The sequence below is a fragment of the Vannielia sp. SX4 genome (genome assembly GCF_052828525.1).
On the sequence record NZ_CM128247.1, the window covers coordinates 305554 to 324629 of the forward strand.

Genomic DNA, 19076 nt, shown 5'->3' on the forward strand with positions numbered 1-19076 from the left:
CGACCTAGCCTGAATCGGGCCAAGGAGGGGGATCCAAACATGAAGCTTCTTCATGTCGACGACGAGCCAGATATCAGGGAGATCACCGCGATTGCCTTGGCGCTTGATCCGGACATCGAAGTTGTTTCCGTCGAAAGCGGGGCAGCTGCCCTTGAAAGTATCTCGACCGGCGCGCCAGACGTCATCTTGCTGGACGTGATGATGCCCGAGATGGACGGGCCGACCTTACTGAAAATCCTGCGCGAAAGTCGGGAGACAGCCGACATCCCCGTCATTTTTATGACCGCTGCAGCGAAGTACCAGTCGGAGAACCATCTGAAATCCATCGGGGCGGTTGGGGTAATCACAAAGCCGTTCGATCCTTTAACACTAGCGAAGGAGGTGAAGGCGCTATCCGCCAGCACTGGCGTGTAGGGCTCAGCGAATGCCTTCGTTTGGCGTTAACGATTTATTAACCATTTAGCTGCCCAGTGGCATGGGGGCGAATGCGAGGACGCGATGAAGGACATCTCTGGGCCTTGGTGCATGGTGGTCGATAAGGTCGGCCTTCGGGACTTTCTGCATGACATTAAAGCGATCAACGAAGCCCGAGCGCGCTCTGCCTCGTGCAATCGCGATGTCATCGGGTTGCCCGACAACGTAGCTCAAATTTCCGGTTTATCAGGCTCTCCTGATACCAATGTATGATTGGTGCACAGATTCGATGATCCTAACGTATCGGGTGATATCTGGGATCGTGGGGGCTGGGATAGGGGCCAGGAGGTGCATGTACCTATGACCAAGAAAAAGTTATCGCGGCCCGACACATTCGCGATGGCCGTTCAGGATTGGCGGGCCTTGCTTTATGGCGATAACGCAGATGTTGAGTCTGGGGCTCGTACCTTGGAAAAGTCCCCGGTCGCCGCTGAATTGATCGCGAACGCCTGCAATCCTGACTAGATTTCCGCCGATGTCACGCCGGGACCGATGTCTCTTGGGGACGGGTACGTAGTAGGCTTGCGTCTAGTGTTCATGCTGCGCACAAGGCGCTGCACCTCGGCATCGTTCACCTCGCTGCCGCCGATGAACTCAAGCAGGTCTTGCCGCTGTCGCTCCGGCAAAAACATCACTTGTGTAAAAGTTTCGCAGCTCAGCTTTTGCATATCTTGCGTCACCTCCAACTTGGGCGCCACGATAGCGACAGCCGATACACGCACAACCTGTCTAAGTAGGCAGGTGAATCACCTTTTCGTTGTCGCCAAATCGATTTCGGAACAGCCAAGCGATTGGCGTTCCTTGTGCGCTTCGCCCAAGCGGGGAGTGGTCTTGCGGATGTCTGCTTCCGCTTTATTCCCACGCGGCGCACGTTGAGCGTGTATTTGCCTTAATTTTCTCTTCCTTAGGTGCTACGCTAGTAACCGTGGAGGCCAGGTTAGGTCGGAGGAGCAGGTCGTCTATGTAACGCGATCCTGATTGACCAAATGGACAATGATCGAGGCAATCGTCCGCGCGTAATGCATGTGGATGACGACGCCGACATTAGGGCGATAGCTGAAGTTGCACTGGCCGTCGTGGGCGGTCTTGAGATCATGCAGTGCGCCAGTGGCAAGGAGGCGGTAGAGCGTGCCGCTGGGTTTAAACCCGACTTGTTCTTGCTCGACGTTATGATGCCAGAAATGAGTGGCGAGCAGACGTTTGTCGAGCTTCGTAGGCAGCCCGGCCTTCAGAATGTACCGACAGTGTTCCTAACCGCGAAATCCTTGCCTGATGACGTGGCGCACCTCATCGAACTGGGTGGTCTTAAGGTTATCCCCAAACCCTTTGATCCACTCACGTTGGCGTCGGAAGTTGTCGGTGTGTGGCAGAGCGCCAACGAAGCTTGATAAGAGGCGCAATGCCTGCCATTGCCTAAGGACTTCGGGCACCATCGAAGTACATGGACGCGCCCTACCCCCGCTACCGTTACAGCGCTTGAGCCACTCCAGCTTGGAGGTGGATGGCTTAAGTGACCACGTTGCAAAGCTTTGCCACAGCCCCGATATGTCTGGAATGTGGGAGGTGGCATCGAAATGTCCGAAAGAGATGGGGAGATAAGACGGCGGCCATCGCTTTCGCTTCCGATACTTCGTGCCTCTCGCGTACACAACGTAGCCGGATCGCTGACATTGGGTGAACTCCTGGCCTCACTGGGCGAACGATCCTTTGGCTGGTCAATCATTGTGTTTTCGCTGGTCACACTTCTGCCTCTGCCGCCGCCGACTACGCTGATTACGGCCTTGCCGCTTCTCCTTGCGACTGCGCAGATGGCGCTGGGCTATCCGCACATCCGTTTGCCAAGCCGCATTGCCGAGATACGGCTGGATTATCTCAAGCTCCGTCGAACGCTCCTCCGGCTGAGGCCCGTTACGCGCAGGCTTGAGAGAGTTCTGCATCCGCGCGCCAGTGGCCTTTTCCGTGAGAGGTACGAGCGGTCGTTAGGTGCGCTGATGTTTGTGATCGCATTTGCCCTGTTTGTACCTTTGCCACTCACTGGATGGTTCCCAGCGGTCTCACTGTTTGTCGTCGGTGTCGGCCTCACGGAACGCGATGGCCTCGTGACGGGCATTGGGCTCGTTCTCGGCCTTCTTTCTGTTGCTGTTACCGTTCTGGTCGTGGCCGCAGCAGCGGAAGGTGCTGACAGACTTATCGATGCCATGGACGAAGATCCTGCTCCGGCCATTTCTTCTGCTGTGGGGACCCACTGATCGTCTCAGGAGCGCTCTCTCAGGCGCACCCCGGCCCCTCCGCCATTCTCTTCGATGAAGAGGACGCCAGCGGCTTCCAAGCAAAGTCAGTCATCCTCCCAAGGAAATCGGTATCGCTGGTCACGTTCAGCATAGGCCGACGCCTCAGCGATTAAGGACAGCTTTCCGTCGTTCGCCTGTTCCGCGAGAAGGTTGATGGCTTGTGCACGAAGGGTTGGCTCCACGCCTGATAGGAGCCAGGCCACATCCCTGACGACATCTTCTGGCCCTGCGGGCTCTGGGTAAGCATCTGCCAGCGCGGCTACAATCTCGGCGTTCATCGAACGTCCCGCATTTTCTGCCGCAGCTTTTATCCGATCCCGCATGCCTTCGGGCAGCCGAACGATGAACTTGTCCATTGTTTGAGAAGGTGCTTTCGCCATAGTGGCTAGTTGCCACTATAACACCCCTTGACGCAATGCTGGCTAGTTGCCATATTTGATATATGGCAAGTTGCCAGCATGGAGATGCCATGAGTGATCGAAAGCCGATGCAGCTACGACTTCCCGCCGAACTGAAGGCGTGGATTGAAGCCGAAGCGAAGAAGAACGGCTCAAGTCAGAACTCCGAAGTGATCCGCGCTGTGCGGGACCGCATGGAGCGGGCCGAAACGCAATCCAACTGAGGGAAACTCAAAATGACCACTGAACAACGCGCCAGCGCGAACCATACCGGCTTGCCCGATGGCGTCAGCGAGCGCTTGGCACAGTTTGCCGCTTGGACCGGCGCCACGCCGCCCGCAAGTGTCGCGGAAGACCAAGGCGATGGCCTGACCTTCTCGACCGAACTTCTCCAGTTCGCGGATCGCACCGGCCTGTCGCTAGACTGGCTGTGGCTGGGCACTCCCCGAAGCCTGATCCTCGGAGCCTACAACAGGGCGCAGGAGGGCCGGGCATGATTACCAAGCAGCACTTGGAGGAGGTCGATTACACGATTGGCCAGTTGATGAACCTGTCGGACGCCCTGAGCGTCGTCGGTTTTGAGCTTGCAGGTCTGAGCATCCCGGACACAGACGACAACGCGCAAAGGAATGCGGCCTGCGGGGTGATCGAAAGCGTCCGCGAGAAGGTTGCCGAACTTAGCGGGAAGTACACCGCGCTCTACGCCGCTCTCAACGATAAGGAGGAGGCCGCATGAAACCCAGAGGCGATTACTACGACACACTGCAGGTCAAGGCCATGAACCTGCAGAACATGGTGACCGGCGCATTGGCCTGCCTTAACGATGAGCAGGGCGACACCGCCATGACCATCCTCTACCGCTGCGAGGAACTGGCGCGCGAGTTGAACCAAGCGCTCGACTGCGTCAGCCTTCCGGAGGTGGCAGCATGACTCGGCACGATCCCCATCGCGAAGCCGCACCGACCACGGCTGAAGGCATGGTAACCGAACATGACCGCTTGGCGGCGCTCCTCGATACGACGGGCGATGAAGGGCACTTCGACGCCCTAGCCGCACTGGACGACCGCATCTGCCAGAAGGTGCCGGAAAGCCTGAGCGAGGCGCTAGCGGTCCTGCGGCACGCACAATCGACCGAGGCGCTGGTCAGTCGCCTCGGCGACCAAGATGACGCCCCGGATATTTTGGGCAACGTGATCAGCTTTCTGGAAAGCGAAGTGACATGAGCCCTCACGACAAACTGTGCGCCGCCATCGCGATCCTGCAGGACCACATCCTCGCAAGCGGAACGGAATACAACGCCGAGATGATGTTTCCGCTAAGGCGCTTCGAGACGGCATCCCTCGAACTGGCGGAGACGCTGCTGAGTGACATCGTGCCGTACCTAGAGAGCGTGAAGGAGCGCACAGCATGAGCGACCCCATCTCCCCTCCTGCGGTTCTCGGCCATGAGGTCGCCTGCCTGATCAATGCTAGCGTCCACGCGCTGGAGAATGAGACGTCAGGCACGCCGCTGAGCGCGAGGGGCGTTGTGGGGACGCTGCTGGTGGCTCTGGCGAAGGTGGATGAGCTGATCACGCTCGTCGAAGCTCAGCCGCCCCATAGTCCCCCTGCCAAGCCTCCCGAGGTCCACTGAACAACAAGCGACGGCCCACCATTCATCGGGTCGTCGTCTCACCCCTCCATTTCAGAAGCCCATTGCCATGAACGCGCATTACGACATCAACAGGCAGTGGTCCGACCGCTACATTCCCCAGATCAAGAGCCTCGTCGGATCACACCTTCTCCAAGCAGCCCCTGAGCTTCTCGACCAGCGCCACGCGACCGACCTCCTGATGCTCGATGCCCGCGACATGCGGATAGCCGCACGGGTGCGCAGGCCGGGCTACGCGGAGCGGTATCCCTACGACTTCACCATCCGCTCCAGGCTGCCTTCGGGCGGCGAGACCGAGCTTGCCAAGATCATCAACGGAGCAGGCGATTGGATGTTCTACGGCCATGCCAGCGCCTGTGGTGACGAAATCGACAAGTGGTGGCTAATCGACCTTCGGGCCTTCCGGGCCGGGTTGGTACGTTATGGGGAGAAGGGCCTGCGATGGGGCAACAAGACAAACGCGGATGGCACGCGGTTCACATGGTTCGACCTGAGGAGCTTTCCTGAGTACCCGCCTATTGTTCTAGCGAGCGACGAGCGGAATAAATCAGGTTTGCTTGAATAGGAACGGGGTGAGGTGTTTGCTGGAACCTCACCTCACCCCTTCGCGCGTGGGGAAAACTGGGTCTGTCTACGCGCGGAGTACACAAATGTCGTGCCACAGTGGTACCACCGCCAAAGGATAAAACCTTAAGGCGATTCGCGCAACAGCGCCAAAGTATGGTTGGCTGCCCGCTTCGATACAAATAACCCAACGGTGGTTGTACGGGTTGACTGCGATCGTTTTTGCGCCCTGGCAACTTTCAGCGCGGTGAGGTGAAATCAAGACCAGCGAAGATGTTTTCGACCACCCGAGGGTTCCTATCTGGGGAATTGACCGAAGATACTCCCTCTAACCGTGGAGCTGTAACCATCGGGGGAACCTCCAGATCACGCCGCGGTTGCGGGTCGATTGGAAGGGGCTGTCGTGGGCGTTCGTCTGCGTCAGGCATGGTCAGTCTCCAGGGGGTTCAGTGCTGGCGAGTAGAAGTGCTTGCGATCCACCCACTTGAAGTTCTCATGCTTCGTGATGGTCGCGATGTCTATACTGCCGCCAACCGAATTGCTGCCCTGCTGAAAGCGAACGAACTGCTTTGTCGTTTCGGCCAGAAAACGGGCAAGATCAACTGCGTCAGTGGTTGGCATGGCAGGATTTGCTAGGCCGACTTGGGTAAAGCGGCCAATTTCGCTGATTGCTTGGGGGATAGCTTCGTTCGGCATACCACCCGCGGCGAGAGCTTTCCCGAGCGTTTGGCTATAGCCAAGAATGAGACGATTGATTGCCTCTGGAGCACCGCCCCAGCCGATATTGGCGTTATTGTCTTTATCTGCGTCGCAAATGACAGGATCGCATGTTCCATTGTCTATCTGAAAACGCCAGATTTCTCCCAAGTCAGCACCCGATGAATAGCCGCCGATCCAGTACTGAAAGTTACCTGTTGGCGTGGTATCGAGCTGGCTAAATCGCTCCTCAAAAAAGTACCGCCGGGCCAAGGTCGCCACCTGCTCCATCGTGTAATTGGTGGGGTCGATGTAGTAGTCACTTCCTTTCTTCGTAAGCAAAGCACGAAGATCTTTAGAAATCGTAGAGATGGACGATGCGCCAAAGTTCCCAATGCCTGAGGTCATTGCGGCAATGGGAAGGCCTTTCCGGAGGTTGAACAACTTGTTGGCATGGTCATACGTGTTGACGGTCACGTGGCGCCCCTCAGGGTCTACGGCCTGGAGGGATGAAGTGCTGTCAGCAGCAAAGACAATGCAATCTTGCACCTTTACCGCTACGCATATCGTCATCCAAATATCCCTCCGAAGTTACTGATAGTGAATCAAAAAAAGCCACTTGACTCAACGAATTAAAGTGATTCGTTTTCAGGCGGTTGAGGCGTGTGGCAATCTGAACAAGTCAATTTGTCTCGAATCAAAGGTTCACTCGGCGAACTCCGCCGCATTGATGAGAAGAGCACTGGGCGCTGTTCTATGCCCTCAAGATTGTGAGTGCCAGTGCGGCTTTCAGAGATCGACCAGACCACGTCTGTCCAGAAGGAGAGCCCGAAATCGATCTTGGCACCAACCACTGGGCTGAGCACCAAACTAACCTCACCGTCGTCAGCCTCATCCACACGCCCAAGTGCGTCTGGGGTGAAATCAGATAGCGGTCTTCACCAGTCCGCGCCTGCAAAAATTGACCACCCACGTAGGCGTCTAAGGTGGGCACAGGGGTGGATACACTGAGCCGCTATTCAGCTAATGTATTGTGTTCGTTGTATATTGCTCGGAAAACTGGTGCCGCTGAAGGGACTCGAACCCCCGACCCCATCATTACGAATGACGTGCTCTACCAGCTGAGCTACAGCGGCAACCGGCGCGGTCTATAGCGCGGACGCTTCTTGCGGGCCAGCCCTATTTTGCCTTCTCTTCTACCGGGCCGTCCTCTTCCGGCTCCGTGGCGGGCTCCACGGTTTCGGCCTCTTCCACCTCGCCTTCATGCAAGACAACAGGAGCCTCTTCGGGCTCCGGTTCGGGCGCGGGTCCAACCAAGAGCGGCAGCATCTCGACGCCGCCGGGCATGCTGACTTCGGCCTTCGGCGGCTCGCGCCAGCTCAGCGTGTCGAAGGCGCCGCAGTTGTCGCAGGTCGGCGCCCATTGGCCGTGGATGTTCTGACACTTGTCACACACCCAAGCCGGGCCGCGGGGCGCGGTGAGGGCGCGGGCGAGCCAGGCACGAACGACGTGATCGTCACCGCCTTCGCCGCGCTCGACAGCGGCCATGATCGTGAGCGCACGGGCGTTGGCCCCCTCGGCGCTGGCAATCTGCGTCACCGCCTTGCGTGCTGCCGGAAAGTCTTCTGCCGCGAGGTTCAACTCGGCCAGCAGCAACCGTGTTTCCTCATGCTCCGGGTGCGAGCGGAGCAGCGGCTGGAAGCGTTTCAGCCGGGCGTCCGGCGACTCATCGGGCTGGATCGCGGCAAAGGCCGAGGCCAGATCGGGGTGCGGCTGCGCCTCCCAGGCCTTCTTGATCACGCGGGTCGCGTATCGCGGCTTGTCCTGTTCGATGTAGCTGTGCGCAGCCATGACGGCGGCAGGCACCAGATCGGGCGAGAGCCGGTTGGCCTCAATCGCGGCTTCACGGGCCTCGATGCTGCCACCTTCGTCGAGCACTCCCTTCGCCTCCGACAGCGCCAGAACCGCATCTCGGCGGCGATGCACATCGCGCGGCAAGGAGCCGTGCTTCAGCTTGGCGCTGAGGGTCTTGCGGGCGCCGGTCCAATCGGCATTGCCGGCCTGAAGTTGCAGGAGCGTATCCTGCACCTCCTCATGGCCCGGCTTCATCGAAAACGCCTTCTCGGCGAGCTTTAGCGCGGTGTCGGTCTCGCCCGCGGCGAGCTTCTGCTTCATCAACCCGCGCACGCCGACAAAGCGGGTGCGGTCATCGGTGAGCATGGCCTTGTAGGCCTCTTCCGCCGTCTTGCGGTCGCCCACCTGTTCGGCGGCCTGCGCGGTGAGCAGGCGGGTCAGCTCGGGTTTGCCAAGGTAGCGCTCGGCTCGGTTGGCCTTGGTCAGTGCCAGCTGCCCCTCGCCCGAGGCCAGTGCCATCATGCCGTCCGAAAGCGCCTCGTAGCCACGCTTCTCGCGGTGGCGGTCGAAATATCGGCTCATCGCGGTTTCATCGCCGTTCAGAAAGCGGACAACGGCCACCAGAAGCCCGGCCAGCTTGAGGATGACCCAGACCGCCAGCAGCAGGAGCAGCGCGCAGATGATCGCCACCAGCGGCGAGGGCGCAAACTCGATGGAGCCGACGCGCAGCAGCACCGATGGACCGTTTTCCATCACGAACCCGGCGCCCAGCGCGAGCGCCGCGACGATCACCACGAAAAACAGGATTTTGAGAACCGACCAGAGCATTCGCCTGTTTCTCCTAGTTACTTGTCAGTGTGGCAGAGAGGCTTTCGGCCCCGGTGACGGCATCGTTGCGGATGCGGGCCTGAGCGGCCCAGTCAGCCATGGCGTCCTGACCGCTGGGGGGCAGGGCTGCGATCTCGTCGAGCGCAGTGGCCAACGCACCGGTGTTGAGCGCAGCTTCGGCACGGGAGAGCACGGCATCTGGGTCGCCGCCCTCTTTCGGCTCGAGCGAGCGTGCGCCGACCTGGCGGGTGAGCCACGAGCCGAACCCGCCACCATCTTCGCCCGCCGTCTCGGCCCGCGACACCTTCAGCGCCTCACGCGCCGCTGCAGGGAAGCCAGACTTCAGCGAATCCAGCGTGGGCACGCCCTCGGTAGCGGGGGAGGCCAAGCCTTCTGGGATCTCGGCAGAGGAGATCCGGCCCAGCGCTTCACTATAAGGCACACCGGTCTCCAGCGCCTGCTGCACGTCAAGCAGCGCGCGCTGCTCAGCGGCGCGGGCTGCAGCGGCTGCAGCCTCTTCCTGCCGTGCGGCAGCCTGTGCCTCGGTCTCCTTGGCAGCCTCCAGAGCGGCATTCATCTGGCTCATCTGCTCCGAGACTTCCTTGCGCAGCGCCTCGACTTCGCGTCCGTAGGCGGCCAGCGCAGCCTGGCTTGCTTCGTCGGACGAGCCCTCGACCGGAGCCTTCTCCAGCGCCTCGATCCGCGCAGAAATCGCGGCCAGAGCCTCTGCCTGATTGGCGATGGTGGTTTCTGTCTCGCTCGTATCCGCCGCAGGGGCCGACTCCAGCGTGGCGATCCGGCCATCCAGCGCCGTCACCGCCTCGGCAGAAGCCTTGGTCTCTACAGCGCTTTGAACGCCCTCCAACGCCTCCGCCTGTGCATCGACGCGAGCCGAAAGCTCGGCAGCCGATCCGTCGCGACCCCAGATGTACCATGCGGCGATGAAGCCGATCAGCCCGGCAAGCAGGCCACCAAAGAGCATGGGGAGTACGGTGGACTTCTGTGGAGCGGGAGCGGTCGTCGCGGGCGCGGTAACAATCGCCTCTGGCTCCGGCTCGTTCGTGAGGTCGGGAACGTGGTCAGCCGTGGCATCAGACGATCCCTCCGATGCGTCGCCTTCCAGCGTGTCAGGTCCCCTCTCGGTGGCGCCGGTCTTCAAGGGCTCGGCAGGCTCCAGCGTGGCATCGGGCGGGGCGGCATCACCGCTGGGGGCATCTGCTGCCGCAACCGGCTCTGGCTTGGCTGTCTCATCCGCGGAATCGGTCGCGTCAGACGTATCAGCCTTGGCCGACGGGTTCTTGAGGCCGCTCTGTTCGGGGATCGAAAGTTTGGTGTCGGCCTTGGCCGCGTCGTCCGATGTCTTGTCCGGCTTGTCGTCAGAACCCGCCACAGTCATTCCTCTCGTCACTTTGCCGCGCTGCCGCATGCCACCCTAGCCTGCCGCCCTCAGGCGCTCAACCGGACTCACGGAGCACAGTGTCGCGCATCGCCTCGGCATCCGGCCGGTCCGCAAGGGCGCAGGGGCCTAGCCACTCGGCGGCCACTGCATCACTCAACGCGACAACCCGCAGATTCGCACCAATGTTTTTGACTTCTGCGGCCAATAGCCCTGCCGTGCGCGGTGAGAAGAGCGGCGTAACCATCGCCTCACCGGCGCCGATCCGGGCGCGCACAGAGGGGTCCAACGGCACGGAGGGCTGGTCATAGATCACCACGCTGCGGGCCTGAATGCCGAGTGCAAGCAAGTCGCTCGCAAGGTCGCCGCGCTGGTGTTGCCCATGCAAATGCCAGAGTAGGGTAGTGCTCTTTTCGGCCCGAATGATCTCAGGCAGTTGCGCAGCCGTCCCCGCCCCCACCACGGCCTCGAACCCTGCCGCCTGCGCCGCCCGCGCCGTGCGCTCTCCCACGCACCACGCCCGACGACCCGAACCCTCCTGCCATGCGCTGAACGCCTCGACACCGCTGGCAGAGGTGAAGATCACCGCATCCTCCGGACCCGGCAACTCAGCAGGGCGCACGGCTTCGATCCGGATGAGAGGGCTGGTGATGATCTCGATGTCGCGCGCCGCCTCCCGCAGCAGCGCGGCAAATTCCGCCGATCCCCGCTCCGGGCGGGTGAGCAAAACGGGGAGGCGGTTCACAAGGCGCATCCGGCGGGATAACAACGTTCAGCCATCAGCGCGGGTGATGCCGTGCGCCCCCGAAAAAGGCAAGACATGAGCACCATCACCGTTCTTGGCATCGAATCCAGCTGCGACGACACCGCCGCCGCCGTTCTGCGCTGGGATGGGGTGGCAGAGGTGCTCTCGTCCGAGGTTTCCGGCCAGACCGATCTGCACGCCGCCTTCGGTGGCGTCGTGCCCGAGATCGCCGCCCGCGCCCATGCCGAGCGGCTCGATCTTATGGTTGAACTGGCGCTGGAGAAGGCCGGCCTCGGGCTGGACGATCTGGATGCCATCGCCGTCACCTCCGGGCCGGGGCTGATCGGCGGCGTGGTCTCGGGCGTGATGTGTGCCAAGGGCCTCGCGGCGGCCACCGGCCTTCCGCTCCTCGGCGTCAATCACCTCGCGGGTCACGCCCTTACCCCGCGCCTGACCGATGGCCTCGCCTTCCCCTACCTCATGCTGCTCGTCTCCGGCGGGCATTGCCAGTTTCTCATCGCCCACGGGCCAGACAACTTCGAGAGGCTCGGCGGCACGATCGACGATGCCCCGGGCGAGGCTTTCGACAAATCCGCACGCCTGCTCGGCCTGCCCCAGCCCGGCGGCCCTGCCATCGAAGAGGCGGCAAAGGCGGGCGATCCCTGCCGGTTTGACCTGCCCCGCCCGCTGATCCGCGAACCGCATTGCGACATGTCCTTCTCCGGCCTCAAGACCGCGCTGCTCAGGGCGCGTGATGCGGTGATGCAGGAGGGCAACCGCCTGAAGCGGCAGGATGTTTGCGACCTCTCCGCCAGCTTTCAGGCGGCGGTGGGCGAGGTGCTCTCGGCCAAAACCGCCCGCGCGCTCGAGGCCTACATGGCACTCGCCCCAAGCGAGCCTGCGCTGGCCGTGGCGGGCGGTGTGGCGGCCAACCAGTCGCTCCGCGCGGCACTCGCCGTCGAGGCCAAACGCGCCGGCGCCCGCTTCATCGCCCCGCCCCTCGCCCTATGCACCGACAATGCCGCAATGATCGCATGGACCGGAATCGAGCGGCTCCGCGCGGGCGGCCACGCCGACGACATGACCCTCGCTGCCCGCCCCCGCTGGCCGCTTGACAGCGCCGCCGTTCCAATGCTCGGCTCCGGCAAGAAAGGCGCAAAGGCATGAGTGATATTTCCGTTATTGGGGCCGGGGCGTTCGGCACCGCTCTGGCCAGCCAGCTTGCCGGGCATGATGGCCCCACCGTCACGCTCTGGGCGCGTGACGCGGAGCATGCCGCGCAGATGAACGAGAGCCGCGAGAATGCCCGCTACCTGCCGGGCGTCCCGCTCCCGCCAGAGCTGGCCGTAGTCAATGACAACGGCGCCTTCGCCGCGCCGATCATCATCATGGCCACGCCGATGCAAACGCTCGCGGGCCTGCTGGAGAGCCACCGTCAACACATCGGCGAGGCCTGTGTCGTTGCCGCCTGCAAAGGCGTTGACCTCGAGCGCGGCAAAGGGCCGACCGGCATCATCGAGGGCGCAGCGAAAAAGGCGATCCCGGCCATCCTCACCGGCCCCTCTTTCGCCGTCGATATCGCCCGGGGGCTGCCGACCGCCCTCACGCTCGCCTGCGCCGACAAGCAGACGGGGGAGATGCTGCAATCCGCGCTCTCCACCACCACGCTCCGGCTCTATCTCTCCACCGATCCGATCGGGGCAGAGTTGGGCGGGGCGCTGAAGAACGTGATCGCCATCGCCTGCGGTGCCTGCATGGGTGCGGGCTTCGGCGAAAGCGCCCGCGCCGCGCTGATGACCCGCGGCTACGCCGAAATGGCCCGTCTCGCCTCGGCGCTGGGCGGCAAGAAAGAGACCCTCGCGGGCCTCTCCGGCTTTGGCGACCTCGCGCTGACCTGCACCTCCGACAAAAGCCGCTCTCCACCACCCGCTCCGGCTCTATCTCTCCACCGATCCGATCGGGGCAGAGTTGGGCGGGGCGCTGAAGAACGTGATCGCCATCGCCTGCGGTGCCTGCATGGGTGCACGAAAGCGCCCGCGGGCATGACCCGCGGCTACGCCGAAATGGCCCGTCTCGCCTCGGCGCTGGGCGGCAAGAAAGAGACCCTCGCGGGCCTCTCCGGCTTTGGCGACCTCGCGCTGACCTGCACCTCCGACAAAAGCCGCAATTTCCGCCACGGTTTCATGTTGGGCCGGGGAGAAACCCCGGAACCGGGCGTCACCACCGAGGGCATCGCCACCGCCGAGGCCACTCTGCGCATCGCCAAAAGGCGCAAGCTGGACATGCCGATCACTGAGGCCGTCGCCGCGCTCACCGATGGCACCCTCTCCGCTGGTGAGGCCATGGCCCTGCTGCTTTCTCGCCCTCTGACCAAGGAATGACCCGATGGCCTACTGGCTCTTCAAATCCGAACCTTCGACATGGAGCTGGGATGATCAGGTCGCCAAGGGCGAGGCTGGTGAAGAGTGGGATGGCGTGCGCAACTACCAGGCCCGCAACATGATGCGTGAGATGAAGCTCGGCGATCTCGGCTTCTTCTACCACTCGCAGAAAGACAAGGAGATCGTCGGCGTGGTTGAGGTCTGCGCCGAGATTCACCCCGACAGCACCACCGACGACCCGCGCTGGGAGTGCGTCGATATCAAAGCCGTCGGCCCGGTGCCAAAGCCGGTGACGTTGGCAGACTGCAAGGCCGAACCGGCGCTGGAAGATATGGTTCTGGTCAATAACACCCGCCTATCGGTTCAGTCAGTGACCGAGGACGAATGGGCCGTGATCTGCAAGCTTGGGGGCTATTCCCCGAAAGGTTGATATGCGGCATACTTCCTGCAGATCACGCAGGGAGGGAGACCCATGGGGTTCATCGCAGTCATCGTCGCCGCCATCGCCGGGTTCGCCGTTGGGGCCGCCTGGTACATGACACTCTCGAAACAGTGGATCGCCGCAGTCGGGATCGCCACCGATGAAAACGGCAAACCCGCCAATGCCGGGTCGGTGACGCCCTTCATCATCTCGGGCATTACCATGCTGCTGGTCGCCGGGATGATGCGGCACATTCTCGTCATGGGCGGGATCGAGGGCGCCGGAAAATCCGCCCTCGTCGGCCTCGGCATCGGGCTGTTCATGATCACGCCCTGGGTGGCGATGAACTACGGCTACGCCGGGAGAAAGCGCGAGCTGACCATCCTCGATGGCGGCTACTCGATCTTGGGGCCAACCGTGATCGGCTTGGTGCTCGGCTTTTTCTGATCGGCGCTCAACTTGCGGCCTGCGCTAAGGCAATGCGACAGGCCTCCCACTCCGGCAGGGCTTCGTCATGGCTGGTGCCGAACGTCGCTACGCAGACTGGCCGGGGGAGGCCTTGAAACTGGTAGATCGCGCAGGAGCTGAACGGCCCTGATCCGGAGTGGCCAATCACCCTCCCTGCCCCCTCAAGCCGCCCCGCCATGACCCCCAACCCATAGCCGGTTTCCACCCACGGCCGGCCCTCCAGCGGACCCCCCAGAGAGATCACTGGCGCGCCTTCCAACACCGGGAGAACACGCGAAAGCACCCGCACCGCATCCAAAGGCGTGCCCATGAAGCATCCGTGATAAACCCAGCCGGGGTGGTAGCCATCGGCACCGGGAACACCGGCAAAGTCGCTCGGGCTGCGGGAAAGCCTAAAGTCGCACAGCCCCTCACCAAAGTAACGGCCTGCCAGCGTGCCAATATCGCAGCCCGCCGCCGCCTCGATCCGCTCCCGCGCCAGCATGTAGCCTATGTTCGAGTAGGCCCAGCCCTTGCCCGACGGAAACAGCGGCTCCTTCGGCACCTCGGCCATGAGCCGCTCTCGGCTCCACGGCACCTCTCGCCGGGCAACGGCCTGATGATAGGCCTTCTGCCACGCATAACAGGGCGCACCCGCGTCGTGCCGAAGCAGCTGGCTGAGAGTCCAGTCGCCCTCACACGTCGCATCGAGATCAAGCCTGCCCTCGGAGTGCAACCGCTGTGCACAGGCGGCAATGATCGTCTTGGAAAAGCTCCACCACGGCAGGCTCTGATCCGCGTCCCCGGATGTGCCGCTTTCACCATCGTCAAAGAGCCAGGCTGCGGTCATCATCACCCCAAAACAAAATGGAGGGCCTCGACCCCCGAGACCCTCCATCTTCCCACGAGCTCCCAATCGCACCGCTCGTATCTGGTATGTCCCGGGTCATCCTGACCGTTCGCTTGAGAAGGTTCTACCGCAGGGCAGCGCAAAAAGCAATCTCCGCGTGTGGAAAAATGTCTGTTTTACAGTGAGTTAGGCATTTAGGCGCGTTAACCAAAATCCCGCAGCCCATCTGCGGGAAGATGTGCCACCACTGGCCACCGCCAATCCGGCCAAACCACCGAAAACACAAGAGGGAACCGCCTTCGCGCAGCCCCCTCCTTCAATGACAGGCGCAGAGAGCGCCCGCCACACTCCTTTACGGCAGCTTACCGTTTCAGCGGGTTCTGGCCGCTTACTTGTAAACGGCGTCTTTCTTGAAGTGCTTTACGAGCAGGTAATAGAACACCGCGCGATACTTGTTGCGCTCCGATTTGCCGTAGGTCTCGATCGCCTTCTCGATACCGGCCATCAGGTCAGGGCCAGCCTTCAGGCCGAGTTTCTTGACCAGAAAGTTCTTCTCGATCGTCTCCAGCTCGCTCTTCTGGCTCGCAGCAACGGTTGAGGCATCATCATTGTAGATCGACGGACCGCAGCCGATGGTGACTTTCGTCAGCAGATCCATGTCGGGAGTCATCCCGCATTTGTTCTTCAGGTCGTCCGCATACTTCGCGATCAACTCGTCTCTCTTGCCCATGATGCTTCACTCCCTCGCATGGTGGCGTTCCGGCGAGTTCTCCCGCCGTTGCACCGGACCATACGCAACGCCCCCCCACCGGCAAAGGAAAAATGCCCCCGACGCTGGGTCAACCGCATGTCGGGCGACATCCCGCCAGCGCACCCGCTTCCCGCACCAAAAGCAAAAATTCCGTGACAGAGGCATGCGTTATCGCACAGGTTGTGAGGGCGAGCCGCCGGTTGCGTTCGGTTTCTTGGCAAGTCCGGCGGGACTGACACAAGAGAAACGGGGGACAACAAATGAGTTCAGAGACATTTATCGTCGCGTATGAGGGCGAGAAGGGCGATACGCCCACGCTCGATTACGCGATCGAAAGGGCAAAGAAGGATGGGGCAAACCTGCTGGTCGTCCACATTCTGGAGTGGTCGCCCTACAGCTTTCTAACACCCGACGAGCTGGAAGAGCGTCACGGGCGCCGCAAGCAGGAGATGGCCCGCGCCAAGGAAATCGTACTCGATCCCGCGGTCGCCAAGGTAAAGGCCGCCGGTCTCGAAGCCAGCGCAGAGCTGCGCTACGGCAGCGTGGTCGACAAGATCGTGGAGATCGCCGCCGAAAAGGGTGCCTCGATGATCTTCGTCGGGCGGGCCGGGTCCCAATCCATGGCGGCCCGCGTCTTCGGCTCAGTGCCCATCGGGCTGGCACAGGTTGCCCCCGTTCCCACAGTGATCGTGCCCTGAGCGCCGGAGAAATCAGATGAACATCAAAGCAACTCTCGCCGCCCTGTTCGTTACGCTGCTGGCGCCCTTTCCGGCGCTGGCGCAGGGCATCGACGAAACCATCAACAGGATCTTCGCGGACTATACCGGCTGGTATGTGTCTTTCATCTTCGCGCCTCTTCCGGGCACAACCTTCTCTTGGATCGCGCTCTGGCTTGTCGTCGGCGCGCTGGTTTTCACGCTCTATTTCGGCTTCATCCAGATCAAAGGCTTCGTCCACTCGATCCAGCTGGTGAAGGGCGATTACTCCGACCCCAACGACGCCGGTGAGGTCAGCCACTTTCAGGCACTCGCCACCGCGCTTTCGGGCACCGTAGGCCTCGGCAACATCGCCGGTGTGGCGGTGGCCGTGGGCATTGGCGGGCCGGGTGCAACCTTCTGGATGGTGATCGCGGGCCTCTTCGGCATGGCGACCAAGTTCACCGAATGCACCCTCGGCGTGAAGTATCGCAACGAGTACCCCGACGGGCGCGTCTCGGGTGGCCCGATGTATTACATCACCAAGGGCTTCAACGAGCGCGGTCTGCCCGGCGGCAAGATCCTCGCGGTGCTGTTCTGCGTCTTCACAATCCTCGGCGCACTCGGCGGCGGCAACATGTTCCAGGCCAACCAGGCCCACGCCCAACTTGCTGGCGTGATCGGTGACTATCCCGGCTGGATCACCGGCATCATCCTCGCCGCCGTGACCTTCGCGGTGATCGTGGGTGGCATCAAATCCATCGCGCGAGTGACAGAAAAGGTCGTGCCCTTCATGGGCATCTTCTACGTCGGCGTGTCGCTCATCATCCTGATCATGAACTACGACATGATCGCATGGGCGTTCGGGCAAATCTTCATGGGTGCCTTCACTGGCCTCGGTGTTGTGGGTGGCTTTACCGGCGCCCTGATCCAGGGTTTCCGCCGCGCTGCATTCTCCAACGAGGCAGGCATCGGCTCTGCGGCCATCGCCCACTCGGCGGTGCGCACCAAGGAGCCGGTGACGGAGGGCTACGTCGCCCTGCTGGAGCCCTTCATCGATACCGTGGTGATCTGCACCATGACCGCGCTGGTCATCGTCATCACCGGGGTGCTCAACGTCGATCCCGAAACCGGGCTCTACATCTGGAATGCCGAGGCAGGCCGGATCGCGACCGAGGGCGAGGTTTCGGGCGTGGCCCTCACCTCGGCGGCCTATGCCAAGGCCTTCTCATGGTTCCCCGTCCTTCTGGCCGTGGCGGTGGTGCTCTTCGCCTTCTCCACCATGATCTCGTGGAGCTATTACGGCCTGAAGGCGTGGACCTACCTTTTCGGTGAAGGAAGCTCGAAGGAGGTGATCTTCAAGATCATCTTCTGCCTCTTCATCATCATCGGGTCGGCGGCCAACCTTGGTCCGGTGATCGACTTCTCCGATGCCATGCTCTTCTCGATGGCGATCGTGAACATCATCGCACTCTACCTGCTGATGCCGATCGTGAAGCGCGAGGTGAACAGCTACATCGCCCGGCTCAAGTCAGGTGAGATCAAGCGGTTCAAGCACTGAGCCAAGGGCGCTCCGCGATCCGTCGCGGGGCGCCGAATCCGTAGGGTGAGCAATCTACCCACAGCCGCCGAACCTACCCGAACAGTCTGGTCCGCAGCGTGTGGGTCGTCAGGCTCCCGGGCTTGCCACCGCCCGCCATCATCTCCACCGAGAGCGACTGAACCCGCGCATTCAGCGGCGCAGGCACGCCATGTTGCCGGGCCAGCTGCACGATCTCGCCATTCAACCAATCGGTCTCCACGCTGCCCGTCGCCCGTGCCAGACTTTGGGTGGTGGAGTTACCCGCGCGGCCCTGCACGTTGTCGCCCCGCTTCTGCATGAACTTCGCCCGCCGCTCGGTTTTGCCAACATCTTCCCAAGCGATCCCTGCGGCCTTCAGCACTGCCTTGCCCTCGTCGCGGAGCGGCCCGTCAAACTCGGCGCAATCCGCGCCCGGCGGCAGCAAGGCCCCAGTGATGTTGCCAAGGTTCAGGATCAGCTTGCCGTATTTCGGCGCCATCGCATCGTCCCGCACTTCTGTGGCGATGTTGGCGAGGTTCAAAGCCTCCGCCATCGCAGCGTCGGCCTCGTCATGCCCGCCGGGAAAACGGCCAATGTCGAACACACCGAACTTCGGCTGACAGTGGATCTGCACCTCTCCCGGCTCAAGATAGCTCGCCGGCATCATCACAGTGACAGCGTGGACATTGGGGAAGAACCGTAACGCAAGCGGCTCGTTGGCTACGCCATTCTGGCAGCAGAACACCGGCTGATCGGTCAGCCCCGCAGCACGCAGATCGGCCAATGCGGCGGCAGTGTCTTGCCCCTTTACGCAGAGCAACACCGCGTCATCGGGCCGGAAGGTGATTTCGCTCGGATGGCCAACACATTCGAACCGCGCAATCTCCCGCCCGCGCTCGCTGTCGAGCAGCAGCCCCTTCTCCCGGATTGCCTCCAGCATCCGGCCGCGCGAAATGCCGATCACCTCTTGCCCGCTCAGGGCCAGCGCCGCCGCAACCACGCCACCGATGGCGCCCACTCCGTAAACGATGATCCGCATGTCAGCTCTCCAAAATCAAAGGCCCCGAGGTCTCC

26 protein-coding genes, 1 tRNA gene and 2 pseudogenes are annotated in these 19076 nt (G+C 62.0%); 19 read left to right on the forward strand and 10 right to left on the reverse strand.

The window, feature by feature from the left end:
• Window positions 1–39 precede the first annotated feature (39 nt).
• Both ACUXVX_RS01500 and ACUXVX_RS01505 read left to right on the forward strand, forming a co-directional pair.
• Entirely contained in the window at window positions 40–414 is a 375-nt protein-coding gene (locus ACUXVX_RS01500; RefSeq protein WP_446310058.1) for a response regulator, read from the forward strand.
• 360 nt (window positions 415–774) lie between these two features.
• Window positions 775–939 carry a hypothetical protein gene (locus ACUXVX_RS01505; RefSeq protein WP_446310059.1) on the forward strand — a complete coding sequence of 55 codons (165 nt, stop codon included), beginning with the start codon at window positions 775–777 and terminating at the stop codon, window positions 937–939.
• Here ACUXVX_RS01505 and ACUXVX_RS01510 read toward each other — a convergent pair.
• Window positions 936–1142 (reverse strand): hypothetical protein, encoded by a 207-nt coding sequence (locus ACUXVX_RS01510; RefSeq protein WP_446310060.1) that lies wholly within the window; start codon window positions 1140–1142, stop codon window positions 936–938. The two genes, ACUXVX_RS01505 and ACUXVX_RS01510, sit on opposite strands and share 4 nt — an antisense overlap.
• Window positions 1143–1493: 351 nt before the next feature.
• Between ACUXVX_RS01510 and ACUXVX_RS01515 the strand changes: the two genes are divergently transcribed.
• Window positions 1494–1862, forward strand: coding sequence for a response regulator (locus ACUXVX_RS01515; protein ID WP_446310061.1), 369 nt, complete (start codon window positions 1494–1496; stop codon window positions 1860–1862).
• A 282-nt stretch (window positions 1863–2144) separates the two neighbouring features.
• Window positions 2145–2723, forward strand: a complete 579-nt coding sequence (locus tag ACUXVX_RS01520) for an exopolysaccharide biosynthesis protein (protein ID WP_446310062.1) — start codon at window positions 2145–2147, stop codon at window positions 2721–2723.
• A gap of 86 nt (window positions 2724–2809) precedes the next feature.
• Here the strand turns inward: ACUXVX_RS01520 and ACUXVX_RS01525 are convergent, their stop codons facing one another.
• Complete coding sequence (locus ACUXVX_RS01525; protein ID WP_446310063.1) at window positions 2810–3121, reverse strand: Arc family DNA-binding protein; 312 nt, start codon at window positions 3119–3121, stop codon at window positions 2810–2812.
• A 113-nt stretch (window positions 3122–3234) separates the two neighbouring features.
• Between ACUXVX_RS01525 and ACUXVX_RS01530 the strand changes: the two genes are divergently transcribed.
• The 8 genes from ACUXVX_RS01530 to ACUXVX_RS01565 all read left to right on the forward strand — a co-directional run bounded on the left by ACUXVX_RS01530 (window position 3235) and on the right by ACUXVX_RS01565 (window position 5378).
• A complete protein-coding gene (locus ACUXVX_RS01530) occupies window positions 3235–3387 on the forward strand; it encodes an Arc family DNA-binding protein (protein WP_446310064.1) in 153 nt (50 codons plus the stop codon).
• A 12-nt stretch (window positions 3388–3399) separates the two neighbouring features.
• Window positions 3400–3660, forward strand: a complete 261-nt coding sequence (locus tag ACUXVX_RS01535; RefSeq protein ID WP_446310065.1) for a hypothetical protein — start codon at window positions 3400–3402, stop codon at window positions 3658–3660.
• Window positions 3657–3899 carry a hypothetical protein gene (locus ACUXVX_RS01540; protein ID WP_446310066.1) on the forward strand — a complete coding sequence of 81 codons (243 nt, stop codon included), beginning with the start codon at window positions 3657–3659 and terminating at the stop codon, window positions 3897–3899. Before ACUXVX_RS01535 ends, ACUXVX_RS01540 begins: the two co-directional genes overlap by 4 nt.
• On the forward strand, window positions 3896–4093 hold the full coding sequence (locus tag ACUXVX_RS01545) for a hypothetical protein (RefSeq protein ID WP_446310067.1): 198 nt from the start codon (window positions 3896–3898) through the stop codon (window positions 4091–4093). The genes ACUXVX_RS01540 and ACUXVX_RS01545 overlap by 4 nt, the downstream gene beginning before the upstream one ends.
• Complete coding sequence (locus ACUXVX_RS01550) at window positions 4090–4386, forward strand: hypothetical protein (protein ID WP_446310068.1); 297 nt, start codon at window positions 4090–4092, stop codon at window positions 4384–4386. Before ACUXVX_RS01545 ends, ACUXVX_RS01550 begins: the two co-directional genes overlap by 4 nt.
• Window positions 4383–4574, forward strand: a complete 192-nt coding sequence (locus ACUXVX_RS01555; protein WP_446310069.1) for a hypothetical protein — start codon at window positions 4383–4385, stop codon at window positions 4572–4574. The genes ACUXVX_RS01550 and ACUXVX_RS01555 overlap by 4 nt, the downstream gene beginning before the upstream one ends.
• Complete coding sequence (locus tag ACUXVX_RS01560; RefSeq protein WP_446310070.1) at window positions 4571–4795, forward strand: hypothetical protein; 225 nt, start codon at window positions 4571–4573, stop codon at window positions 4793–4795. Before ACUXVX_RS01555 ends, ACUXVX_RS01560 begins: the two co-directional genes overlap by 4 nt.
• A gap of 67 nt (window positions 4796–4862) precedes the next feature.
• Window positions 4863–5378: a hypothetical protein gene (locus ACUXVX_RS01565; RefSeq protein ID WP_446310071.1), complete on the forward strand. Its 516-nt coding sequence runs from the start codon at window positions 4863–4865 to the stop codon at window positions 5376–5378.
• Window positions 5379–5797: 419 nt separating this feature from the next.
• Here ACUXVX_RS01565 and ACUXVX_RS01570 read toward each other — a convergent pair whose 3' ends face one another.
• The 5 genes from ACUXVX_RS01570 to ACUXVX_RS01590 all read right to left on the reverse strand — a co-directional run bounded on the left by ACUXVX_RS01570 (window position 5798) and on the right by ACUXVX_RS01590 (window position 10896).
• Window positions 5798–6550 (reverse strand): hypothetical protein, encoded by a 753-nt coding sequence (locus ACUXVX_RS01570; RefSeq protein WP_446310072.1) that lies wholly within the window; start codon window positions 6548–6550, stop codon window positions 5798–5800.
• Between the two features lie 583 nt (window positions 6551–7133).
• Window positions 7134–7209: transfer RNA gene (locus tag ACUXVX_RS01575), tRNA-Thr, on the reverse strand.
• Window positions 7210–7252: 43 nt separating this feature from the next.
• Window positions 7253–8755, reverse strand: coding sequence for a heme biosynthesis HemY N-terminal domain-containing protein (locus tag ACUXVX_RS01580; protein WP_446310073.1), 1503 nt, complete (start codon window positions 8753–8755; stop codon window positions 7253–7255).
• Between the two features lie 13 nt (window positions 8756–8768).
• Window positions 8769–10151, reverse strand: coding sequence for a COG4223 family protein (locus ACUXVX_RS01585; RefSeq protein WP_446310074.1), 1383 nt, complete (start codon window positions 10149–10151; stop codon window positions 8769–8771).
• A gap of 58 nt (window positions 10152–10209) precedes the next feature.
• Complete coding sequence (locus ACUXVX_RS01590; protein WP_446310075.1) at window positions 10210–10896, reverse strand: uroporphyrinogen-III synthase; 687 nt, start codon at window positions 10894–10896, stop codon at window positions 10210–10212.
• Window positions 10897–10971: 75 nt separating this feature from the next.
• Here ACUXVX_RS01590 and tsaD point away from each other — a divergent pair, with 75 nt between their 5' ends.
• The 5 genes and pseudogenes from tsaD (at window position 10972) to ACUXVX_RS01615 (ending at window position 14145) form a co-directional block, all read left to right on the forward strand.
• Complete coding sequence (tsaD, locus tag ACUXVX_RS01595) at window positions 10972–12063, forward strand: tRNA (adenosine(37)-N6)-threonylcarbamoyltransferase complex transferase subunit TsaD (RefSeq protein WP_446310076.1); 1092 nt, start codon at window positions 10972–10974, stop codon at window positions 12061–12063.
• Window positions 12060–12815, forward strand: a pseudogene (locus ACUXVX_RS01600) (NAD(P)H-dependent glycerol-3-phosphate dehydrogenase); the annotation flags it as partial. The gene tsaD and the pseudogene ACUXVX_RS01600, both read left to right, overlap by 4 nt.
• Before the next feature lie 10 nt (window positions 12816–12825).
• A pseudogene (locus ACUXVX_RS01605) lies at window positions 12826–13277 on the forward strand (NAD(P)H-dependent glycerol-3-phosphate dehydrogenase); the annotation flags it as partial.
• A gap of 4 nt (window positions 13278–13281) precedes the next feature.
• Window positions 13282–13707, forward strand: a complete 426-nt coding sequence (locus ACUXVX_RS01610; RefSeq protein ID WP_446310077.1) for an EVE domain-containing protein — start codon at window positions 13282–13284, stop codon at window positions 13705–13707.
• A gap of 42 nt (window positions 13708–13749) precedes the next feature.
• Window positions 13750–14145 (forward strand): DUF1761 domain-containing protein, encoded by a 396-nt coding sequence (locus ACUXVX_RS01615; RefSeq protein WP_222496201.1) that lies wholly within the window; start codon window positions 13750–13752, stop codon window positions 14143–14145.
• Window positions 14146–14152: 7 nt separating this feature from the next.
• On the opposite strand, the gene ACUXVX_RS01620 is transcribed toward ACUXVX_RS01615, so the two are convergent.
• Both ACUXVX_RS01620 and ACUXVX_RS01625 read right to left on the reverse strand, forming a co-directional pair.
• Window positions 14153–14995, reverse strand: a complete 843-nt coding sequence (locus ACUXVX_RS01620) for a serine hydrolase domain-containing protein (RefSeq protein ID WP_446310078.1) — start codon at window positions 14993–14995, stop codon at window positions 14153–14155.
• A 388-nt stretch (window positions 14996–15383) separates the two neighbouring features.
• Window positions 15384–15725, reverse strand: coding sequence for a DUF2853 family protein (locus ACUXVX_RS01625; RefSeq protein WP_446310079.1), 342 nt, complete (start codon window positions 15723–15725; stop codon window positions 15384–15386).
• Between the two features lie 281 nt (window positions 15726–16006).
• Here ACUXVX_RS01625 and ACUXVX_RS01630 point away from each other — a divergent pair, with 281 nt between their 5' ends.
• Window positions 16007–16444, forward strand: a complete 438-nt coding sequence (locus ACUXVX_RS01630; protein ID WP_446310080.1) for a universal stress protein — start codon at window positions 16007–16009, stop codon at window positions 16442–16444.
• A gap of 16 nt (window positions 16445–16460) precedes the next feature.
• The gene (locus ACUXVX_RS01635) at window positions 16461–18002 is read left to right on the forward strand and encodes an alanine/glycine:cation symporter family protein (protein ID WP_446310081.1); all 1542 of its coding nucleotides are present in this window, start codon (window positions 16461–16463) and stop codon (window positions 18000–18002) included.
• Window positions 18003–18075: 73 nt separating this feature from the next.
• On the opposite strand, the gene ACUXVX_RS01640 is transcribed toward ACUXVX_RS01635, so the two are convergent.
• The gene (locus ACUXVX_RS01640) at window positions 18076–19041 is read right to left on the reverse strand and encodes a ketopantoate reductase family protein (RefSeq protein ID WP_446310082.1); all 966 of its coding nucleotides are present in this window, start codon (window positions 19039–19041) and stop codon (window positions 18076–18078) included.
• Between the last annotated feature and the right edge of the window lie 35 nt (window positions 19042–19076).